Raw genomic sequence first — 21,921 nt, 5'->3', positions numbered from 1 at the left:
GCAATTTTTCTCTATAACAATGTTATTTTAAAAAGATCACTCATAAAATTAAATCATTTTTTTAGATTATGAAATATTGTGTAACATAACTTATGTAAATTGAATAAGAGAAGATGGTAGCCTGTATAGAATATATAGTATTTTTTTTACTTGGAATTAGTTTTGGTAGTTTTATATGCTGCGTTGTATACCGTCTTCCACGAAATATAGATATCATACTAACACGTTCATTTTGCCCTACATGTAAGCAGAAATTAAAACCCTTTGATTTATTTCCCCTAATATCATATTTATTCTTGCATGGGGCCTGCAGATATTGCAAAACGAAAATACCTATTATCTATCCAATAATGGAGTTTACTGTAGGGCTGATATTTATTTTACTTTACTATAAATTCTCCTTATCCTATAAATTCCTGCTGATTATAACACTTGCCGTTTGTTTGCTAGTTGCTGCCTTAATTGACATAGAGTTTTACATCATTCCCAATTCAATGCAGATAGTATTATTGTTTATTGGCCTAATGTACAGCAGTTATTACTCCATTTTTCAATATCTATTGTCAGCATTCATGTTATTTTTTATCTCTATGACTTTAAGGTTTTTACTTACTGCTGCTCTAAATAAAGAAGCACTAGGATGGGGAGATATAAAATTCTTCTTCACCAGTGGTTTATTTATTGAACCAAACTCAATACCAATTTTTTTGATGCTATCTGGCATATTTGGTATCACAACTGCCATCATGTGGAGAATTACATATAAAAAGGAAACATTCCCCTTTATTCCTTCACTTAGCGCTGCTTTGTTTACTATAATTTTACATAAAATTTACTGAAGTATACAACAACCTTTATTTTGCTTCTGTTTTACATTTTCAAGACCAGTAGGTATATTAATCTTGATTTCTAGCTCAGGTGTGCTTTATACGTCACCTTAAAAATTTTAGTGTAGGTAGTATCGCGTCCATGAAGTTTATTAATATCATAATCTTCTGATATTACCCAACTTAGGCATTTTTGATATAACTTACGCTTTTAACGCTTAGGTTTAGTGTTTTTAGACTTTACTAAAATCAGCTACTAAATTAAAGACTTGATGTATAGCGATAATTAAGTCTATTCTATTTCTTCTTAACTTCTCAGAATCACAGTTAATTTGAATATTATCCATAAAATCGTTTACAATTGAATGAAATCCTGCTAGCTCATCAAGTGTAACAATAAAATTATCTTTTATGCATTTCATGTTTTTGTAAGTGGATTTTATATGTTTTAATAAAGCTATTTCTTCTCTTTCTATCAATGATTTCGTGCTATACAGCATCAGCTTGTTTAGTTTTTTTGGCTGATAAATTGCATGGGACTTACTAAGCATGTTACTAATTCTCTTATAAGTACTTAAAATACGTTTTCCATTATCAGTTTCAATATAGTCATTAAGGATAATTGCTTTTTCCTTAATGTTTAATAAATTAATTATTTTGCCCTCAATAGGAATAGATTCAATGATATTCTTAGGAATATTTGTTTCTTTTAGAATAACTTTAAAGCGCTCCAAACAATACCTAAATACAATTTCTACTGCTTGTTTTTTGCTTAATTTTTGCCCTTCAAACTTTTTGCTAAATAGAGATTTAGGGTATAATGAAGCTGATTTATCTAATAGTAGATTAATCGATATATTTAAATTATTTTCAAGTATTATTCGTATTAAACCTATGGCGTTCCTTCTCAGTGCAAAAGGATCACTAGAACTAGAAAACTTTTCTCCAGCTATGGCAAACCCTATAAGATTATCCACTTTGTCCGCAAGAGCTATAGCAATTGTTGTGGCTGATGAAGGGCAATTCTGTTTAGGACCAAGTGGCAAATAATGATTAGTTATAGCATCTATTACTTCTTTGTCTTCATTAAAACAACTGGCATAATACCCACCCATTACTCCTTGCAACTCTGGGAATTCCCTTACCATAGATGTTGCTAGATCTGCTTTTGCAAGCATTGCTGCCCATTCAACTTTTAATAAAGAAGCAAGAGGTACCCATATTGCAATGTACTTAGCTAGCGCAGTAATACGCTTTACCTTTTCTGCAACACTCCCCAAATGATCATGAAATGATATTAAGTTTAACTTATTGCTATAGTAATCAAGATTATATTTTTTATCTTGATTTACAAAAAATTGAGCGTCAGTCAGCCTTGCTGATAATACTTTTTCGTAACCCTGTATCACTTGATCATTTATAACACTCACCACGGTTGCAAAATAAGATATCTTTTTCTCATTATCTTGACAGCGGCTAAGTATAAGGTATTTCTGTTGACTACATATTACGCTTGATATTACTTTTATAGGTAAATCAAAATCACCAACTTTACCAAATAGAACAATTGGGTATTCTACTAAACCATTTAGCTCATCTAATAATTTTTCATTTGCTTCAAGCTGTAATTTATTATCAATTTCAAATTTACGGATTTGCTTGAGTATATATTCTTTTCTTTTATTTTGATCTAGTATTACATAATTTTCATCTAAGAAATTTAAATAATCATCTGTTTTACTTACATTAAATTTCTTTGTTGAGAGAAACCGGTGTCCAAAAGTAACATTAGAAGCTACAACATCTGCAAATATAACAGGTATTACTTTATCATCTAAAATACATAACATGCTTTGTATTGGTCTTATCCACCTCTCTTTCACATTTCCCCAACGCATTGATTTAGGCCAAGGAAAACCTTTTAACATCTCTTCTAAAACTTTTTTAAAAAACTCTTCTAAATTTATTTGAGTATTGATATTGCAAGCAAAATAGAACTTTTCATTCTTAATCTCACGCACTAACAATTCATCTATGTTTTTTTTTGTTTTTCTAAGAAAACCCTCTATTGCTTTTTTTGATGCGTTAATATTTGGGCCTTTAATTTCTTCGTCTAATTTTTGTGCATCTAGTTTATTGACTAGTATTACAAAGCGACGTGCAGTTATAAAGACGTAAGTAGACTGGCATCTAATATTACCTTTATTTAAAGCACTATCTATATAGTTTTTTATTTGAATTACAGCATTATTTTGCATTTTTGGAGGAATCTCCTCCATAATACATTCAAATAATAGATTAGGAAGCATTTGAATTATCCATATACAATTTACAACAATGTCTTGCAAGTTCACGCACGCGTGCAATGTATACCGCACGTTCATTTACTCCTAAATAACCTCTAGCATCAAGTAAGTTAAGTAAATGGCTAACTTTAACACATTGATCATACGCAGCTAGTGGCATATTATTTTTTATTAAAAACAAACACAGTTTCTCTGCATCTGAAAATTGCTGATTTAACACCTCAGTATCATGATAATCTAAAGCTAATTTAGAAAACTCATATTCCCTTTGTCTAAATATATCTCCATAAGTTATACCAGAGGTATCCCATTTTATATCATAAACATTATCTACTTTTTGTACGTGCATTGCTAGGCGTTCCAAACCGTAAGCGATTTCTCCAGCAATAGAACTGCAGTCTATCCCTCCAACTTGCTGAATATATGTAAATTGTGTTATTTCCATCCCATTGCACGTTACTTCCCAACCGAGACCACATGCACCAATACTTGGATTTTCCCAATCATCTTCGATAAATTTAATATCATAATTTTTAGTTGATATTCCAAGCTCTAATAAACTTTTTAAATACAAGCCTTGCAGATTGTCTACTGAAGGTTTTATTATTACTTGGTATTGATGATGTTGATACAGACGGTTTGGATTTTGTCCATAACGACCATCGGCAGGTCTAATGACTGGTTGTACATATGCTATCTTTGCTGGTTTATCACTCATTGCAGACATAACTGTTGCAGGATGTAAAGTTCCAGCACCTACCTCTGTTGTATAAGGACAAATTATTAAACAACCATGCTTTTGCCAATAACCCTCTAAAACTTTAATAATATTTTGAAAATCCACTATTATATATCTTTAAAACATGTATTTTATATATACACAATTAATATCAAACAAGCTTTTTTGATATATTATAAAGATCGGCATTTAGAGCTTTAATATTATTGAAAATATATCGATTAAAAATATTAGCGTCATGTATAGTCAAGTCAAAAAATATACATGCTACTAAGTATATGAGTACTATTGTATAAAGCATGTAAATAGCTCCTTCTGCTGTAATTGACAATACATTATTATAATGAAGTTGTATTGTAACAATTGGCCATGGTTTTATCATGACTATGATATTAAAAAATATATAAGGAATTATAAAGAATATGCAGAAGTAAATAAAAGAATTTATCCACTTGGGACATATGAACATTTTTTTACATATTTGATCATAAAAACCAGCCATACTATGAAATATCGCCAGTGTTGCTGGCATTGCAAGGGCTACCACAAATAGTTGTGCTAACACTATATGCACAACAATGTTTTCATTACTGTTTGCACTAGGGTTATTTATTTGAAAAATAAAGACTGCAATAGTTTGAAGAGCAAGGAAGACAATTGAAAGTTTTAAAAAGAATATTGTAACTACAAAAGCAATACCGGTAATATCGTATAATAGCAAAAAAGACCCATATGAAAGATAAAGTAATATATAAGAGATGACTAACGCTAAAAAAGAGGCCCAATATTCTTGCCAAATTGGCAGATACCCCATACCAAAAAAAGTACTTATTATCTTAGCAGGAAAAACTTTTCCTACTATCTTACCGATTAATCTAAAACTCTTCATTTGCTTGGTCTAATATAACTTTCTACCTTGTATTTAACATAAAACAATATATTTGACTATTATTCATTTTTAATATTTTTTACAGCTTGTAATGAAAGTAAAACGGAAGCTAACTACAACGAAACTGCAATTTTGCTAACTTAGAATACAACCCATTTTGTCCCATAAGTGACTTATGTGTTCCTACCTCCTCTATTTTACCATCATTGATTACAATAATTTTATCAGCTTTAAGTATTGTAGAAAGACGATGAGCTATAACTAAAGTAGTTCTGCTATTCATCAACTTACCTAATGCTTTTTGAATAAAATATTCACTTTCTGAATCAAGCGCAGAAGTTGCTTCATCTAGTATAAGCACCTGTGGATTTTTTAATATTGCCCTAGCTATTACTATACGCTGTTTTTGTCCTTCAGATAATTTTAGTCCTTTATTGCCAACAAATGACTCAAATTTCTTAGGTAATCTATCAATAAACTCTAATGCATAGGCACTTATTGCCGCTTGCCTTACTTCTTCATAAGTAGCATCTGGATTGCCATAAAGTATATTTTCAATAATTGAGCACGAAAATATTGTATGATCTTGTGGCACTAGGCCAAATAAGAAACGCAAACTCTCTAATGTAAATGATTTTATATCAATTCCATCAATTGTAATGTTACCTTCATTTGGATCATAAAAACGCAACAGAAGCTTTAAAATAGTGCTTTTTCCACTGCCCGATGGCCCCACAAGTGCGACAGTTTCTCCTTTATTGATAGCAAATGATATATTATTTAAAGCGGGTTGTTGTTTAGATGAATAATAAAAGGTAATGTTGCTAAAAGCTATACATTTTGAAACTGCTGCTATCTTAGTAGCAATAGCAGAAGAAATAATACTACTTCTGGTACACATTAGTTCAAAAATACGCTCAGCAACGCCAAGTGCTCTGTGTATGTCATTGATATTGTCACCTATGCTATTTACTGAGCTTGTGGCAAGTACTGAATAGAATATAAAAGATGATAAAGCTCCAGAAGTCATGTTGTTTTGTAATACTTCGTAGATTCCAAGCCAGAATATTATTCCTATTGAGCCTATAACAAAAGTAATGATCAAAGCAACCAGCAATGCACGGGAGAAAGTAAGCTTTATAGATAAATTAAATATTTCATTTACATACTTGAAAAAATTTCTTTTTTGATTTTCCTCTCTAACGAACGACTTTATTGTTACTATGCCCAAGTAAGTTTCCTCACTGAAGGATGCCATATTACTGATTTTATCACGTACCAAACGTGATAAAATACGTGTTTTTCTGCCAAGTAATGTAAGGATAAGTAGAATAAACGGTATTATAAGTATAGTATATACGGTGAGTTTAAAACTAGTGTAGAATAACATTACGGTACTGCCGAATAGCGTAATAAAATTTCGTACTATTGTTAGCATACTACCAGAAAGTATGGGCTGCATTGCAACTGTGTCAGTTGTTAAAGCAGAAGTTATATCTGAAGTACTGATATTTTCAAAAAAACTCGGTGGTAAATTTATAATGTAGCTGTAAAGGTCATATCTAATCTTTGCTATAACCTTCTCACTCCCGTATCCTGCTAAGTATAATCTAAAAAAAGAGGAAAGCCCTATAACTAATACCGTGATACACAAAAGGAACACAGTATTATTAATCAGCATCAAGCCAGTGTGTGTAGAGTATAAATCGATAAGATTTTGTATACCTTGCCCAAGCGCAAGTATTGCTAAAGATGATGTTATTGCTATAACGTAAGCCAATATAAAATATGTAATGTATGGCTTAATGTATTGAAACAACATTCTGAGAGTTGCATCTTTAATATTTTTCATTGCAGATTAGTACACACTATTTAGCAGTTTGATTTTTTAATTTTGACAGATACAGTTTTACTTCACCACCGATTTTATTACTTAAAAACAAAAGTGCTACCATGTTAATGATGGCAGAGCAAATAAACAGTGCATCTCCTATACTTGCTATATTGATTATATTTTTTGAAATCCCAGAGAAAAAAGCTGTTACAAGTACAATAATACGATAAAAAATTAGGCTCTTTGCATTAAATAAATACAGCCAGCCCATCTCACAGCAATACACAAAAACTATAACAGAAGAAAATGCAAACAGTGGTGCGGCTATTGTAAGAAGTATAGGAAACCACCAAGAGACAGTTTCAAAAGCTTTACGGGTCATAAGTATTCCATCTCCTGCATACTGATATGCACCAGTTACGACAATTATAAGTCCTGTTAAACAGCAGATTAGCATTGTATCAAAACATGGTTCTATCATTGCAACAAAACCTGTTCTTACTGGCTCTTCATCTTTTGTTGCTGCGTGTGTAATAGCTGCAGATCCCATACCAGCTTCACTAGCGAATATTGCACGACGAATACCAGCGACAAAAGCTCCAACAGCTCCTCCGCCTACGGACTTAGCATCAATCATACCATGAAACATAAGTAGAAATGCATCACCTAATTTATCAATATTAAATATGATTATTACAATACAGCTAAAAATGTATATTATTGACATAGCAGGTACAAGCGAGGATGCAACTTTGGCGATTCTCTCTATGCCACCTATAATTACAAGACCGAGTAAAGCAGTGATAATTAAAGAAAATAACCATATGTTGTTATCTATAAAATCAAAATTTCCTAAAATAATGGCAATCATTTGATTTGTTTGAAACGCTACGCTACCTAGTGGCCCTGATAATATTAAAAGACATGCATAAATTGAAGCAAGAACTATTCCCAATTTTTTGAAGCCTATCTCCTCTAAGCCGTATCTCATATACTTAAAAGGACCGCTAAAAAGCTGATCATAGTCTTTAGTACGATATTTAAATGCTAAAGTTACCTCTGAAAATTTAAGTGACATGCCAAAAAAACCAGCAATCATCATCCATGGCACTGCGCCTGGTCCTCCAAGAGATATAGCTATAGCAACTCCCGCAACTGTACCTAAGCCAACTGTGCTTGAAAGTGCAGATGCAAATGCCTGTAAGTGACTTATATCTCCCTCATGATGATCTTCATCATATTTTCCTACAAGAATTGCAAATGCGTGCTTAAATAACCTAATATTAATAAACTTAAAACGCAGAGTAAAAAATAATGCACCTAGAGATAATACTAATACTATAAATGGGACTCCAAGTATTTTAAAAAATAGTGTTGCATTAATAAAATTATTTATCTTAGTTAAAACTGTATCATAGTTTAAATGTAGCTCACAGGCATGTAGATTTTTAGCGAGTAAACAAAGAATTGTGATAAATATGTTGAAGATTTTGTTCATAACAGTCCTTTCTGAATATAAGAATTTAATTGATTGCCTACTTTCTTGCTTAGCAAGTAAATTGCAATTGAATTAGGAATGGTAAGACACATAAACAGAGTATCCCCTAGAGAAGAAATCAACTTAACATCTTGTGATAAACCACTGATATATATCAGAATCAATATTAAAATGTGACATAGAATTATACTCTTTCTACTATTAAATACATAAACCCAGGCAACCTCACAATAATATGAATACGCTATTATGGTTGAAAATGCAAATGATAGTGTGATAAAAGGAAAAATTACATATCCCCAAAGTGGTGATATTAATGAAAAAATTGATTTGATTAACACTATGTCCTCTATGTTATTATTTTGTGCAGTGAAACCAGTAACCAGAATAACAATTCCAGTTAAAAATGAAATTATTATTGTATCGATACATGGCCCAATCATTGCTACACATCCTGCTCGTACTGGCTCACTTTCTTGTGTGGCATAATGAGCAATTGCTGCTGTTGCAGTGCCAGCTTCGTTGGCAAATACTGATCTTCTTACCCCAGCAATTAGGCTTCCTATAACACCACCACCTATAGCTGTCTTACCAAAAAGACCAGACACTATTGAATATAAGGCACTGGGCAGCATACCTCTATACATAAAAATAATTAATATGCATCCTATGATATACAAAACAGTCATAATAGGTGCTAGACTTGTTGCAACTTTAGCAATGCGTTTAACCCCACCCATGATGACAAGCCACACCAGTAAAGACAGCACCAAAGGCACAATAAAGCTTTTATCGTATTGGAATAGGTTATTAAACAATGCTGCTACTTGATTAGCCTGAAAAGGTATGCCACCGCAAATCATTGCAATAATTAAAAAAATAGCGTAAGTAAGTGCGATCGCTACTCCCAGTTTTGGTAAGCCAATTTCTGCTAACCCATACTTCATATATTGAAAAGGCCCACCAGTTCTATCCTCATTTGTACGATATTTTAAGCCTAATGTCACTTGAGCAAATTTCACTGACATGCCAAGTAATCCTGTTATGACCATCCAAAAAATAGCTCCAGGCCCGCCAATACTGACCGCTATTGCTACACCTGATATTGTACCAAGACCAACAGTAGCAGATATTGCAGTAAAAAATGCTTGAAAGTGTGTAATTTGCCCACCATCATGTTTTTTATCCTTACTGAGTAACACAAGCAAGCCATGTTTAAATAAACTGAAATTTACAAATTTAAATTTAACAGTGCAAAATATTCCTATTGATATTACCCATAGAATTACAAATGGAATGTGGAATATTTTGATATATAAAAGAGACTGAAGGAGGTGATTGATCTTTAAAGCTATAGAGCTAAATCCATTTGAAATAGAAATGATGTTTAGTGTTTTTAAGCTAATAGGATTAATCAAAATTTTGCTTATAAAAATTAAAATTATATTAAAAAATTGAAGTTTGTAAATATTTCTGAGTTTTTTTAAAAAAACTCCACAATGCTTTTAATTAAGAATGAATTGACAAATTTTTATATATTTGTTACTAAAAATGAAATGCAGGGGGTGTAGCTCAGTTGGTTAGAGCGCAGGCCTGTCAAGCCTGAGGTCGCGAGTTCGAGCCTCGTCACTCCCGCATAAATATATTTTTATCTTAAAATAAAAGAGTGTCTATTACTGAGAATGTAAAAGATAAGATATAGATTTAGTACATAATTCTGTGTTTTACACTATATAGTATGTAAAATTGCATACCAGTTTTATATAATATTCCATGTTTTATATAATGAAATTAACCAATAATTAATAATTTTCCTTACATAATTGATTAATATTTAAATTAATTATGGGGAAATAAATGACTACAACTAATTTAAAACCAACTAATTCTGGCAATGAAAATATATCTGACATTGATAATGAAATTAGAAAAATTGTTAAAGAAGTCAATAATATAGAGCAAGATTTAGAAAATATTAAAAGCTTATTACAGCAACCTCAATACAAAGAATCTTATAAAAATATAAGACCTTTTTTTGAAAATCAAAAAGGATTTGATGCATTAAAAGATGTTCTGCTGTTTGAAAAAAATCGAACACTTGGCAAAACAACACAGGAAAATATTAATGTTGTAAACTCAATGGAAGTTCTAAAAAACATATTTGTAAGCAATAATAATCAGGCGTTTGAAATTCAAAAGAACATAACTGATGTTGATCAATCCATCAAATTGACAAAGGAACAATCAAAAGCGTTAGAAACAGGGTTTCAAAAGAAACTTAAGGAAAGGTCAAAAACAAAACCAATAGTAAAATTATTAAGATTTTTATTTACTAAAATAGCAAATAAAGTGTTTAAAGAAATGGAGAAGGAAAGGTTGGGTAAACCAAAAGAGGAACTGAACAGTTTACAAGATCAATTTCACATGATAGTTGATTCTTTTAACAAGGAATTGAATAGTCTAATGGATGCATATGGAAAAGGTATTGAAAATAGCATAGCTGAAGTGTCACCTTATGCTGTTACTGATGTAACTGACCGTCGTTTTAATCAAACAGAAGCTGACCCAATTTATCTTCCAATGAAAGATGGTAAACCACATTATGCATTATTACAAAAGGCTCGCATGGAGCAGAAGCAAAAATCAGAATATGTTGCTTTTGACCCTGATTATGCTTCTGTAAAAAATGAACCTATTTATGTATCTGCAGAAGAAGTTCGTCAGCTAAAAAAACAACAAAAAGCTGCAGCTGAAGGATTGAAAACTGAATATCAAGTGGAGTATAATGCTCCTCAGCATCTTCAAATACATGACTTACCTAAGCCACAAAGAGCACAAATTAGTGAAAAACCTAAAGTAGCACCAAAACCTTCTAAAGAAGTTATTGAAAGGGTTTTAAGTAAAGCAGGTACTTCTGCTAATCAGAAGAAAGTTGCACCATTAGTACCACAAAGAGGAGAGTCTTCTTTTAAAAAAGCTGAAGAGTTGAGAAATAAATTTGATGTTAGGAGAGATGAACTACAATCTGCAGGTAATGTTAAAGATATAGCGAAAAAGTTTGAAGCTAAAGCTCAAGAGGAAAAAACACCAGTTCAAAATATTATAAAACAAATGCGCTTTAAAGAGGAAGTGAAATCCTCAAGGTTAGATAGCACTCAAGAATCAGCAAGAAGATTCGACACTAACAGACCTAATAAATTAAATATACCAGAAGGATTTAAAAGAGAACTTGAGAAGATAACGACAACCCCTTCGCCATCTTCTTCACCAACGTCTAGTAAAAAACCTTTTGCTATCCAAAGTGAAGTACCTAAAGCACAAGAAGCAAAGCAATCTATGTTTTATTGCACTGTAAGTAATGGTGTTCCAACTCCACCACCAATGCCTACAGAGGATGATTTAAAGAAGGCAAAACTTACCTCTGGAAAAGAACGAGATATGACTTCTCAAGTTAATCCTAAAAAGCGTACTGTAACAGAAGGCAAAACTACTGAAGGAAAAAATACAAGTTTTGATCAAGTTTTAAAAGAGTTGTATAATTTAAAAGAGAGAAAAGCAAATATCGAAAAAAATAAGCCACACACTGAACTCACAGATTTTAAAATAGAGAATAAACCACATACACCTACTATTGGTGGATAATTAGGAAAAGTTGTTATTTATTAAAATAGCAACTTGACTGTATACTTTCATTATTTTTGGCTAATAAAAAGTAGAATAATTTTAAGAGAAGCAGTATAAAAGTAATAATTTTAAAATACTGCTTATGCGCCTGTCGCAATATCATCTACCAACACTAAAAGAGAACCCAAGTGATGCAGAAATAACTTCACATAAATATTCTCTGCGTGCAGGTTTAGTCAAACAAATAGCATCTGGTATTTACACTTGGCTCCCTTTAGGTCTTAAAGTGCTTGATAAAATTAAATCTATAATAAAAGAGGAAATGAATAAGTCAGGAGCACTAGAGGTACTTATGCCTTGTATTCAACCAGCTAGTTTTTGGCAAGAATCCGGTCGCTATGATAGCTATGGAGGTGAAATGCTACATATAAAAGATAGAAATGAACGTAGCATGCTCTTTGGGCCAACTCATGAAGAGGTTGTAACTGATGCGATACGTGGAGTTATAAGAAGCTATAAAAATTTACCTCTTCTTCTTTATCAAATGCAATGGAAGTTTCGTGATGAGGTAAGGCCAAGGTTCGGTGTTATGCGTAGCAGAGAATTTTTAATGAAAGATGCTTACAGTTTTGATCAAAATCAAGAAGATGCAGAAAAATCATATGATCTAATGTATAAAACATATATTAAAATCTTCAAGCGCATGGGTCTTACACTAATTGCTGTTAAAGCTGAAACGGGACCAATAGGAGGGAATTTAAGTCATGAATTTCATATACTCTCTGAAACTGGTGAAGATACAATATATTATGATAGTCGATTTTCTCAATTACTGGAAAATGAAGATGTGCAAGAGTTAAAAAATATATATGCAGTTTCTGAGGGTATGTATGATCCAAAAAAGTGCCCAATATCTTTTGAAAATTTAAGCAAAAGTAAGGGAATAGAAGTTGGGCATATTTTTTATTTTGGCGATAAATATTCAAGTCCTATGAATGCAAAAATTAGTTTAGAAAGTGGTGAAAACGTACCAATACATATGGGTTCGTATGGTATAGGGATATCAAGGCTGGTTGGAGCGATAATTGAAGCTCACCACGATGAGAATGGCATCAAATGGCCAGAAGCTGTAGCTCCTTTTAAAGTAGGACTGATCAATTTACAAGTAGGAGATAACTCATGCACTGAGACTGCAAATTATATATATAGCAATTTACCAACTGATGAAGTATTATATGACGAAACTAAAGATAGTGCTGGAGTTAAGTTTACAAGAATGGATTTAATAGGGCTGCCATGGCAGATCATTATTGGCAAAAAGTTTATAGGTGAAGGCTTAATTGAAGTAAAAAAAAGGGCAGGAGAAACAAAATTTATGTCTGTTGATGCCGTAATTAAGCACTTTAGAAGTACGTGATGCTAATTGGTAATGGTATAGATATTGTTTATATTCCCCGTATAGAAAACATCTGGCAAAAGTATAAAGAAAAATTTTTAGCTAGAGTATATAATGAGCAGGAGATAATAGATAGCCATAAATATAGTGATTATCGGATGCAAGTTAGACATTTTGCAAAACGTTTTGCTGCAAAGGAAGCATTTGTTAAAGCATTAGGAATTGGTTTTCGCGGAATAAATATAAAGGATATCGAGATAAGCAATGACAAAAATGGTAGGCCCAATATTACTATCAGAAATAGTATCCCTAATCTTCTATCAAAAAATGATATTATAAAAGTATCACTTAGTGATGATGGTGACTATGCTATTGCTTATGTTATTATACTACAAAGTAAAGAAATAACAGCTTAGTAATTACTGAGAGTATTTAATAAATTATGCCAAACCGAATTTTCAGCTCAACTAAATTTTCAATCTGTTAGGAAAGAAGATATCAAGTTGAGAGATGGTTAATGCCCAATTTGATATAGTCCAATATTTTGTTTATATCACCTGCTTATACAAATACTAGTAAATTGGTTTTTTCCTGATTTCTATGGGGATTGGTAGTGTAAACCTAACCGGATCTTAAAATCCCAATTATTTTGCCAGGATTTCAGCACCATAGGGTCCCACTCTTCTTCCAATTCAGCCTATTTGATATATTTTCTTCAAATCATCCATTTTTGCTGGATACATATTTTAGTGAGTTTTATACACTTCTGCATTGGGGAATATGCTGTTTATTGATGTAGGAGCTTTTTAATACACTCTGCTCTTTTAGATCATTCCAAGCTTTGATCTATCCCTAATATATGCACTTACTTACACAACTCCTTAGCTTTGACAACATAAACCCTATTGGATACTGCAGCGGACAACTGCACCATTCGTTGGTAATAATTTATCAGTCTGTCGCTGATATTTTATGGTCGTAGATCAAGACGATACTAAAATTTGAAATTTAAAACTATATAAACTCATTGAGAGTTTTAAATATTATATTAAGTGAATAATCATCTGACATGTTATGTTGTGCTGATTTAATCAGATGTACTTCTATATCACTTGATGTTATTTTTTCTACTAAAGTTATAGAATAATGATATGGTATATCTTTATCGTTCAAGCCATGTAACAATCGTACAGGACAACTAATGTTTATATTATCTTTATTTAGTAGTAAATTCTTCCTACCATCTTCAATTAAATCCCTTGTAATTTTATAGCTGCAGTCACTAAGCTTCTCTTGAGGTTTTGTTTCTTCAATTGAAGGAAAATCTATTATTCCTAGAGAAGATAGGTCATCTTTCTGCTTATCTGATAATTTTTTAAATATTAAATCTTCTGTAAAATCAGGAGCAGTAGCTATTCCGATGAGTGCCGATACTCTTTGAGGTACACTTAACGTTGTCATGAGCATAAGCCACCCTCCCATACTTGAACCAATGATTATCTGTTTACCATAAGTTAGATTTTCCATGACTTCCAAGCAGTTCCCATGCCAGTCACTTATTGTGTAATTAATAAAATTACCACTAGAATTTCCGTGCCCTAGATAATCAAGTAGTGTTAACTCTATGTTAGATTTTTGGCAAAAGTCATACAAAGCATTTGCCTTAGTACCGTTCATATCAGAGGCGAAGCCACCATAGAAAATTACAGATGCTCTTGTTCCTTTAACTTTTTTATATGCTATACGGTTGCCGTTTTTATCAGTATGGTACTCTATCATTTTTATTTCTTAAACCTATATAGTAAGTTAACTATTTTAACCTAACTCAAATCTAATTTATAGTATAATCTTGGGCAATGATGCCCAAAGAATTATCATTTAATTCTTTGGGCAGTGCTAAACCTGCAATTGGCTCACTATAATGATTATAAAGAGTTACTGCAACAAGACAAACAATAGCTAATACAGAAAATGATAACCCCACTGACAGAAAAATAGTATCATTTTCTGTTGATTTTATTAGTGGAATAATCGTTAAAGACACACCTGTTAGAGCAAAAGGAATAGTAAAAAATACTGTATATTTCATACCTCTGTCGTGACTTTTTTGTGTATTTAATGTTTGAGTTTCCTTGTCTGACATTTCTTGTGTTGTTGAGCTTATTGTGCTATCTTGTGGACACTTTATAGAATCTTCCCAATATGAATCATTTTGTGATATATCGTCCCGTAACTCATCTCGCAGAGATTTTAGTGTAGATGCAAGTTGCTCTATAGAATTTGATTGACTGATAACTTTTGATTGTATAGACGTTAATTCCCCTGCTTCACTATCTGAGTCCGATTTTATTTCTAGAATATTGGGCTTATACTGCACTGCCACTTGATCTCCTAAAGCCTTTAACCGATTTCTTTCGTTTTCTTCTTCCTGTTTTAATTCTGCTAGAGACTCCTCTTTCTCTATATTTTTCTCTTTTTGATTTTCTAATTGTCGTTGCATCAGATCATTCCTTGTTTTCAACTTTTTAAACACTTCTTCTGCATTTAATATTTCTTCATCTAGCTTTTTTGAATACTCACCTTTTGCTGCTATTTCTTTTTCTAGTTTTTTTGATTGATTGTATATCTTTTCTGTTTCATTTGTTAGCCTATCTCTTTTATTTTCTTTTTCTCTTGTTTCCTCTGCTAACTTATCTAACAATTCATTGCTATCTGTAATGAATTGTTTTAGATCTTGTAGTTCCCCTTCTTTATATTCTAACTGCGCACCTAAATCTTTTAATACTCGGTCATATTGACTATCTTGTGCTATTTGATTAGCTTTTGTCACTTCAAGTGAAGATATTTCACTTATAAGGTCACATAGCTGACTGCATAATAACCTTGGCTCTTGTTCCTCATCTTGAGCTTCGCTATTACTTAGATCACACCGAATATTGTCCAACTGTTCAATCCATATGAGTCCTTGATCATGTAAATCATCTAGTGACTTTTTCTCTTCCTGATTCTGATCATCTCTTAAATGATCTCTAATTTCCTGTAATGCACAGAACCAAGGGACCAAACTTTCATATAAGCGGTCTAATAGACTTTTACACAACTTCCTATAATTCATATTACCCCCAATTGCTAATACATTCTCCCCAATTAGTAACAGCTTGTATTTTTTAGAATATTACTAATTAATTTAGTATAATATGATATAATTAAAATATATTAGAGTAAAGTGCTTATTGACTGATATTTCTTAATTTGTTACAGTAAAAATTAAAACTTTTCGTATGGATAACTTTGAGTTAAACAAAATTGCAGGTGCAATTTTATTTTCAGCACTTGTTATTATGATAATTAGTAATATTGTTGATGTACTGTATAATCCCGCTGAGCACACAGTTATAGAAAGCCAAAAAATAGAAATTGCCAATAGCGTCACTGGTCAACAGGATATAATTTTGGATATTGCAGTTTTAATGGAGAGCGCCAGTGCAGAAAAAGGAAAGGTAGCAGCCAAAAAATGCATAGCATGTCATACTTTTGAGCAAGGTGGACCAAACAGGGTTGGGCCTAATCTATGGAATATAGTTGGCAATAAAAAAGCTCATTTAGGTGGATCTTTCAATTATTCTAAACCAATGCTAGAAAAAGAAGGGAGTTGGGGATATGAGGAATTATTTGAATTTTTAAGAAGCCCTAGATCTTATATTAAGGGAACGCGCATGGCTTTTGCTGGTATTTCCAAACCACAAGAAATAGCAGATATTATTTCTTACTTGCGTTCTACGAGCAATAATCCTGTACCTTTACCTAAAAAAACTGAATGATAGTCTGATTAGCTATCTGTAGTGATAGCTTTTTATTAAATTATTAGTTGTAAGGTTGTTTTTTATCGTAATAATTCTAAAATATTAGATGAAAGGGGGATATACATGATAGGCAAGAATCAACAAGATAAAAGAGAAAATACACATAGGGGTTATGCTGATATATTTACTGATCCTGCCGGCAATATAACATTACGAAGCCATTTGTTACATGAAAGACTGAAACCAAATGAGCTTTATTCTATATCTCAAGGTAGTGGTACTCACTCCATAGCGCTTATACTTGTAAAAGAAAAACCTTTAGATTTAAAGCTAACAAATAGTAATAGTTATATGAGTATGATTGGAAACGATTGTAACTATGTAAATCTTGAAGGAATATTAAAAGGAACACAAAAAGATATACAAGTTACTCAAAATAGAACAAATGAGGTTAGTACTAATAAAGAACATCAGCATTTATCAAGCGGAGAAAATGTTAATAGCTCGAGCAATAATCAAGATGAACATACATACGAATATGTTAATGATATTGTAATAAATAGTAATGAGAACAAAGCTAAAACCTCATTGAAGAACATAATAGTTTCTCTTTTCCCATGTTGTTTGTGTCACGTTAAGATGAGGTAATGCTTATATTACTAATCTAAACCTTACTTAATTTGAATAAAACTAAATCATTTAGCAGATGTTAATGGACCGAAAAAATATCTAATTATGATTTTCCAGCGACAAACTACGTCAACTGAATTTTTAGTGCAGCTCAATTTTCTGGGAAGAAGCTGGGAAAAGCCCAATTTGATATAACATTTGCCTTCTTTATAGCACATTGTTCATACAAGGCATTTCCACTAAGCTCTGTGAACAGCTATATAAGATAAAATATAAAACAGTTTAACCATGAATTAATATGGACCGAATACATACAAGAGACAAAATAGGAACAAATTTTTGCATTCTTAAAAAGCAGGACAAAGGAACGAAATCTGATTAAAAATGTTTCCACTGTAGTAGCTGATAAAGGCTATATACTTTTGTAGCCAGTCTTAAAAATAAGAAATGCAAATTCCTCCAGCAGGAAAGTGCAATGATAAACATTTGTACAAGTAATTCGGAAAAATAAAAAATTTCAGCAGGATTTTTTGCAGATTCGATAAATGGTTTTTATAGGATTTTTAAATTTCATGGCTGTTCACAGAGCCTAGGAAAAAATTTTTTTTAATTAGCAAAAAATAGTTTAAAATAGTATACTTTAGTTTTAAAATAAAAAATTACTTGCTAGCAGATATATACAAATGTAAACCTTTAAAGCACAGGTTTACTAAATGTCTTTAAATTATATAAATGCTTAAAAAATATAGCAAAATACTGATAGCTAATAGAGGTGAGGTCGCCTGTAGAATCATCAAGACCGCTCATAAAATGGGTATATCATGTGTTTGTGTTTACTCTGATGCCGATGTAAGTTCGTTGCATGTAAAACTTGCAGATGAAGCGGTACATATAGGACAATCACCTGCATGCGCAAGTTATCTAGATATTGATAAAATATGTAAAGTTGCGGTTGATACTAAGGTACAAGCAGTTCATCCTGGTTATGGTTTTTTATCTGAAAATCAACACTTTCCTCTTGCTCTTGAAAAGTTTGGCATTGATTTTATTGGACCGAGCACTGAGGCAATAAAAGCCATGGCAAATAAAATAACAGCCAAGGAAGTTGCTGTAAAATCAGGAGTAAATGTAGTTCCTGGCTATACTGGTGCGATTTTAAATATAGCTCACGCTGAGGAGATAGCTCAGCAAATTGGTTTTCCAATTATAATTAAAGCTGCAGCAGGAGGTGGGGGAAAAGGCATGAGAATTGTAAGGTCAATAAAAGAAGTCGCTCAAGCGTTTGATTCTGCAACTAACGAAGCAATGAAAAATTTTAAAGATGGTAATCTTTTTATAGAGAAGTATATAGAGTTGCCAAGGCATATTGAAGTACAAATTCTAGGTGATAAATTCGGCAATATTGTATGTTTAGGAGAACGGGAATGCTCTATACAAAGACATAATCAGAAAGTAATAGAAGAAAGCCCAAGTCCATTTGTTACTGAAGAAATAAGGCAAAAGATGTATAAGCAATGCATATCTTTAGCGAAACAAGTCAATTACTTTTCTGCAGGTACTGTAGAATTTATCATGGATAAAGATAAACAATTTTATTTCCTAGAGATGAATACTAGATTGCAAGTTGAGCATCCAGTTACAGAGCTAGTTATAGGCATTGATGTAGTTGAAGAAATGCTAAAAATAGCTTGTGGGCAAAAGTTAGGATTTAGCCAGAAAGATATAAGATTAAATGGGTGGGCAATAGAGAGTAGGATCTATGCTGAAGACCCAGCAAAGAACTTTTTCCCTGCTAGCGGACGTATAAAGTATTATAACATGCCGAAAGAAAGCAATAACGTAAGAATAGATGACGGAGTTTTTGCCGGTGCAGAAGTGAGTATGTTCTATGATCCAATGATAGCAAAGATTATTACATGTGGAAAAGATAGAATGGAAGCGATAAGCTGTATGCAGCAAGCATTATCTGAGTCTTACGTTGGTGGCATTGCAAATAATATTGAATTTCTTGAGTCAATCTTTCATCAGCCAGCTTTTATAGCAGCAAAATTGCATACTGGATTTATTTCAGAATTTTATCCTAATGGTTTTCATAGTGATATTTTAACTGAAGAATCTGTCCAGATATTTATATTTGTTTCGTTGTATATTTATTTAAGCAATGAATATCGTAATTGGGTTTCTTGTAAAGAGATAGATGATTCACTGTCAGTGTGTGTGGATAAAAATGAATATAACATAAGGGTAAAGTATGATGGCACCACTCTTTTAGCGATATATAATCATAATGAACATTCAGTCAATAGTAGATGGAATATAAGTTATAGGCTGTTGCAAGTTATCATTAATGATCATGCTCTGAATGTAAAAGTTAGTATCAATAAAAACATGTACCTGCTCAGCAGTGCAGGTATGAAGGCACAGTGCTTTGTTTATTGTCCTAGTATTGCAAATCTTAATAAATTTATGCTAGAATCTAAAGAAGATAAGAACATATTGGATATTGAAGCCCCAATATCGGGAATGGTTGTTAAACTATGTGTAGGTCAAGGTGAAAAGATAGAAATAGGCCAATCACTCTGTATAATAGAAGCAATGAAAATGGAGAATATAATACATGCAGAAGCAAAAGGAACAATAAAAACGATTGCAATAAAGGAAGGAGAAAGTATAAGGACTGGTGACCTCCTTATAAAATTAGAATGATATTTAGGAATTATAAAATATATATTAACATATTTTTAATTTTATAATCTGTATTATTCTTATTAAGTAAGCGTGCAGTAAGAAAAAACTTGACTAAAAACAACTTTAAAAGTTACACTAAGCACTTATTCTCAGTTAATATTAATTAAACTTATTTTTACTATGTCTACTCCCTGTAATCTCAATAGCGCAGAATTATTAAGAGCAGCAAAGGAAACTGCAGAGCAAGTGGGTTTGCAGCTGGAAACTATAATTAAAGCAGTTGAAGATTCTATTGAAGTTGCAGCGCGTAAGAAATACGGTAATTATAAAATTGTAACTTCTATAGATAGAAAAACTGGTGTAATATCTCTCTTTAGAGAAGTTACAGTTGTAGATAGTGACCCTTTTGATGGTGACTTTATTAGTTTGTCAGGAGCAAGACTGATTAAGGAAGATGCTAAAGTTGGTGAAGTTATACAAGAGCAGCTACCACCAATAGATATCAGCTATACCTCAGCAAAAATTGCTCAAAAAAGAATAAAGCAAATAATACAGGAAGAAGAACGTAGAAAGCAGTATGAAGAATTTAAAGATAGAGTTGGTACTATAGTTCGTGGTAGGGTAAAAGAAATTGAATATAATGGTTTAATTGTGGATATAAATGGTAATGAAGCTTATCTAAAATCATTCAATCTAATTAAGGGTGAGGTGTTTCGTCAGGGTGATAATATAAATGCCTATGTTGAAGATGTAAGAAGTGCAGATTATGGTTCACAAATTTTTCTTTCTAGAACACACAAAGGTTTTGTAGAACAATTATTTAAAGAGGAAATACCTGAAATTTATGATGGGATAGTAGTTATTAAAGTAATAGCTAGAGATGCTGGTTCTCGTACTAAGGTTGCAGTTTCTTCTTTTGATAAAAATATTGATCCTGTGGGAACGTGTATTGGTATTAAAGGCTATAGAATTAAGAATATAAAATCTCAGCTTAATGATGAGAAAATAGATGTGGTCAGGCATTCTACAAATTTAGCTGAATTTATTGTTGAAGCAATAGCTCCAGCAAAAGTATTGAAAGTCATTATTGATGAAGATGAATCCTACATAGAATTGGTTATGCCTGAAGATCAATTAAGTATGGCAATTGGTAAGCGTGGTCAGAATATCAGGTTGGCTTCGGAACTTGTTGGGTGGAAAATAAATGTGTTAAGTGATAAAGAGAATTCAGAAAAAAGAGCACAAGAATTAAAGACAGGTTTGACTTTGTTTGTTGATGCCCTAGATGTAGAGGAAATTATAGGGCAACTACTTATTACAGAAGGTTTTTTGAGTGTAGAAGATGTTGCTCAAGCACCTATCTCTGATCTTACATCAATTGAAGGGTTTAATGAGGAAATTGCTATTGCACTGCATGATAGGGCAGTGCAATATTTAAAAAATAAAGAACATGATAACGAAGCTAAGTTAGAAGAATTAGGGGTAGATCAATTTATTAGAGAACTTCCTCACCTTCAAGTGAGTGATATAATAGTACTATATAATAAAGGTATTAAGACTATAGATGATCTTGCAGGTTTGTCTGATGACGAATTTTGTAGCATAGTTTCTCGTTTTTCTTTAGGTGAAGAGGTAAATGAAATAATAATGCAGGCACGTAAAAAATCTGGATTGCTTAACAATTAAT

General features: G+C 32.1%; 16 protein-coding genes, 1 tRNA gene and 1 pseudogene. 9 read left to right on the top strand and 9 right to left on the bottom strand.

The genetic code is table 11. The features are described 5' to 3' along the window. Positions 1–113 precede the first annotated feature (113 nt). On the top strand, positions 114–839 hold the full coding sequence (locus AACL19_RS07045; RefSeq protein ID WP_410519870.1) for a prepilin peptidase: 726 nt from the start codon (positions 114–116) through the stop codon (positions 837–839). A 221-nt stretch (positions 840–1,060) separates the two neighbouring features. On the opposite strand, the gene glyS is transcribed toward AACL19_RS07045, so the two are convergent. The 6 genes from glyS to AACL19_RS02920 form a co-directional block, all read right to left on the bottom strand. After that, positions 1,061–3,136 carry a glycine--tRNA ligase subunit beta gene (gene glyS, locus AACL19_RS02945; RefSeq protein ID WP_339046515.1) on the bottom strand — a complete coding sequence of 692 codons (2,076 nt, stop codon included), beginning with the start codon at positions 3,134–3,136 and terminating at the stop codon, positions 1,061–1,063. Further along, positions 3,126–3,977, bottom strand: a complete 852-nt coding sequence (locus AACL19_RS02940; RefSeq protein ID WP_339046514.1) for a glycine--tRNA ligase subunit alpha — start codon at positions 3,975–3,977, stop codon at positions 3,126–3,128. Before AACL19_RS02940 ends, glyS begins: the two co-directional genes overlap by 11 nt. A gap of 46 nt (positions 3,978–4,023) precedes the next feature. Further along, a complete protein-coding gene (locus AACL19_RS02935) occupies positions 4,024–4,761 on the bottom strand; it encodes a phosphatidylglycerophosphatase (protein ID WP_339046512.1) in 738 nt (245 codons plus the stop codon). A gap of 109 nt (positions 4,762–4,870) precedes the next feature. After that, positions 4,871–6,613 carry an ABC transporter ATP-binding protein gene (locus tag AACL19_RS02930; protein WP_339046510.1) on the bottom strand — a complete coding sequence of 581 codons (1,743 nt, stop codon included), beginning with the start codon at positions 6,611–6,613 and terminating at the stop codon, positions 4,871–4,873. Between the two features lie 16 nt (positions 6,614–6,629). Then, positions 6,630–8,093 carry an amino acid carrier protein gene (locus tag AACL19_RS02925; RefSeq protein WP_339046508.1) on the bottom strand — a complete coding sequence of 488 codons (1,464 nt, stop codon included), beginning with the start codon at positions 8,091–8,093 and terminating at the stop codon, positions 6,630–6,632. Continuing rightward, a complete protein-coding gene (locus AACL19_RS02920; RefSeq protein WP_339046660.1) occupies positions 8,090–9,448 on the bottom strand; it encodes an amino acid carrier protein in 1,359 nt (452 codons plus the stop codon). Before AACL19_RS02920 ends, AACL19_RS02925 begins: the two co-directional genes overlap by 4 nt. Before the next feature lie 206 nt (positions 9,449–9,654). On the opposite strand from AACL19_RS02920, the gene AACL19_RS02915 reads away from it, so the two are divergent. The 4 genes from AACL19_RS02915 (at position 9,655) to AACL19_RS02900 (ending at position 13,529) form a co-directional block, all read left to right on the top strand. Beyond that, positions 9,655–9,728, top strand: a tRNA-Asp gene (locus AACL19_RS02915). Between the two features lie 222 nt (positions 9,729–9,950). Next, positions 9,951–11,735 carry a hypothetical protein gene (locus AACL19_RS02910; protein WP_339046506.1) on the top strand — a complete coding sequence of 595 codons (1,785 nt, stop codon included), beginning with the start codon at positions 9,951–9,953 and terminating at the stop codon, positions 11,733–11,735. Between the two features lie 124 nt (positions 11,736–11,859). Further along, on the top strand, positions 11,860–13,134 hold the full coding sequence (gene proS / locus AACL19_RS02905) for a proline--tRNA ligase (protein WP_339046504.1): 1,275 nt from the start codon (positions 11,860–11,862) through the stop codon (positions 13,132–13,134). Continuing rightward, the gene (locus AACL19_RS02900) at positions 13,134–13,529 is read left to right on the top strand and encodes a holo-[acyl-carrier-protein] synthase (protein WP_339046502.1); all 396 of its coding nucleotides are present in this window, start codon (positions 13,134–13,136) and stop codon (positions 13,527–13,529) included. The genes proS and AACL19_RS02900 overlap by 1 nt, the downstream gene beginning before the upstream one ends. A 51-nt stretch (positions 13,530–13,580) precedes the next feature. Here the strand turns inward: AACL19_RS02900 and AACL19_RS07040 are convergent. The 3 genes and pseudogenes from AACL19_RS07040 to AACL19_RS02885 form a co-directional block, all read right to left on the bottom strand. Continuing rightward, a pseudogene (locus tag AACL19_RS07040) lies at positions 13,581–14,058 on the bottom strand (IS256 family transposase); the annotation flags it as partial. 69 nt (positions 14,059–14,127) lie between these two features. Further along, complete coding sequence (locus AACL19_RS02890; protein WP_339046500.1) at positions 14,128–14,892, bottom strand: alpha/beta hydrolase; 765 nt, start codon at positions 14,890–14,892, stop codon at positions 14,128–14,130. Positions 14,893–14,944: 52 nt separating this feature from the next. Next, a complete protein-coding gene (locus AACL19_RS02885; RefSeq protein ID WP_339046498.1) occupies positions 14,945–16,228 on the bottom strand; it encodes a hypothetical protein in 1,284 nt (427 codons plus the stop codon). Between the two features lie 166 nt (positions 16,229–16,394). Here AACL19_RS02885 and AACL19_RS02880 point away from each other — a divergent pair, with 166 nt between their 5' ends. From AACL19_RS02880 to nusA, 4 genes are all read left to right on the top strand, one after another. After that, complete coding sequence (locus AACL19_RS02880) at positions 16,395–16,934, top strand: cytochrome c family protein (RefSeq protein WP_339046496.1); 540 nt, start codon at positions 16,395–16,397, stop codon at positions 16,932–16,934. 105 nt (positions 16,935–17,039) lie between these two features. Beyond that, positions 17,040–17,564, top strand: coding sequence for a hypothetical protein (locus AACL19_RS02875; RefSeq protein WP_339046494.1), 525 nt, complete (start codon positions 17,040–17,042; stop codon positions 17,562–17,564). Positions 17,565–18,278: 714 nt separating this feature from the next. Continuing rightward, the gene (locus AACL19_RS02870) at positions 18,279–20,252 is read left to right on the top strand and encodes a biotin carboxylase N-terminal domain-containing protein (protein ID WP_339046492.1); all 1,974 of its coding nucleotides are present in this window, start codon (positions 18,279–18,281) and stop codon (positions 20,250–20,252) included. A gap of 162 nt (positions 20,253–20,414) precedes the next feature. Next, positions 20,415–21,920: a transcription termination factor NusA gene (gene nusA / locus AACL19_RS02865; RefSeq protein WP_339046490.1), complete on the top strand. Its 1,506-nt coding sequence runs from the start codon at positions 20,415–20,417 to the stop codon at positions 21,918–21,920. The last annotated feature ends 1 nt before the right edge of the window (position 21,921 follow it).

Origin of the sequence: Candidatus Mesenet endosymbiont of Agriotes lineatus (assembly GCF_964019585.1) — a bacterium.
GTDB lineage: Bacteria > Pseudomonadota > Alphaproteobacteria > Rickettsiales > Anaplasmataceae > Mesenet.
The sequence above is the reverse complement of the archived record's forward strand: the minus strand, read 5'-3'. Positions and strand labels throughout refer to the sequence as shown.

Bases quoted from the DNA above. Each gene is read 5' to 3' on its own strand.
- AACL19_RS02870 (WP_339046492.1), top strand. From the start codon at position 18,279: ATGCTTAAAAAATATAGCAAAATACTGATAGCTAATAGAGGTGAGGTC.
- AACL19_RS02930 (WP_339046510.1), bottom strand. From the start codon at position 6,613: ATGAAAAATATTAAAGATGCAACTCTCAGAATGTTGTTTCAATACATT.
- glyS (WP_339046515.1), bottom strand. From the start codon at position 3,136: ATGCTTCCTAATCTATTATTTGAATGTATTATGGAGGAGATTCCTCCA.
- AACL19_RS02925 (WP_339046508.1), bottom strand. From the start codon at position 8,093: ATGAACAAAATCTTCAACATATTTATCACAATTCTTTGTTTACTCGCT.
- AACL19_RS02880 (WP_339046496.1), top strand. From the start codon at position 16,395: ATGGATAACTTTGAGTTAAACAAAATTGCAGGTGCAATTTTATTTTCA.
- AACL19_RS02935 (WP_339046512.1), bottom strand. From the start codon at position 4,761: ATGAAGAGTTTTAGATTAATCGGTAAGATAGTAGGAAAAGTTTTTCCT.
- AACL19_RS02900 (WP_339046502.1), top strand. From the start codon at position 13,134: ATGCTAATTGGTAATGGTATAGATATTGTTTATATTCCCCGTATAGAA.
- nusA (WP_339046490.1), top strand. From the start codon at position 20,415: ATGTCTACTCCCTGTAATCTCAATAGCGCAGAATTATTAAGAGCAGCA.
- AACL19_RS07045 (WP_410519870.1), top strand. From the start codon at position 114: ATGGTAGCCTGTATAGAATATATAGTATTTTTTTTACTTGGAATTAGT.
- AACL19_RS02875 (WP_339046494.1), top strand. From the start codon at position 17,040: ATGATAGGCAAGAATCAACAAGATAAAAGAGAAAATACACATAGGGGT.
- AACL19_RS02890 (WP_339046500.1), bottom strand. From the start codon at position 14,892: ATGATAGAGTACCATACTGATAAAAACGGCAACCGTATAGCATATAAA.
- AACL19_RS02885 (WP_339046498.1), bottom strand. From the start codon at position 16,228: ATGAATTATAGGAAGTTGTGTAAAAGTCTATTAGACCGCTTATATGAA.
- proS (WP_339046504.1), top strand. From the start codon at position 11,860: ATGCGCCTGTCGCAATATCATCTACCAACACTAAAAGAGAACCCAAGT.
- AACL19_RS02910 (WP_339046506.1), top strand. From the start codon at position 9,951: ATGACTACAACTAATTTAAAACCAACTAATTCTGGCAATGAAAATATA.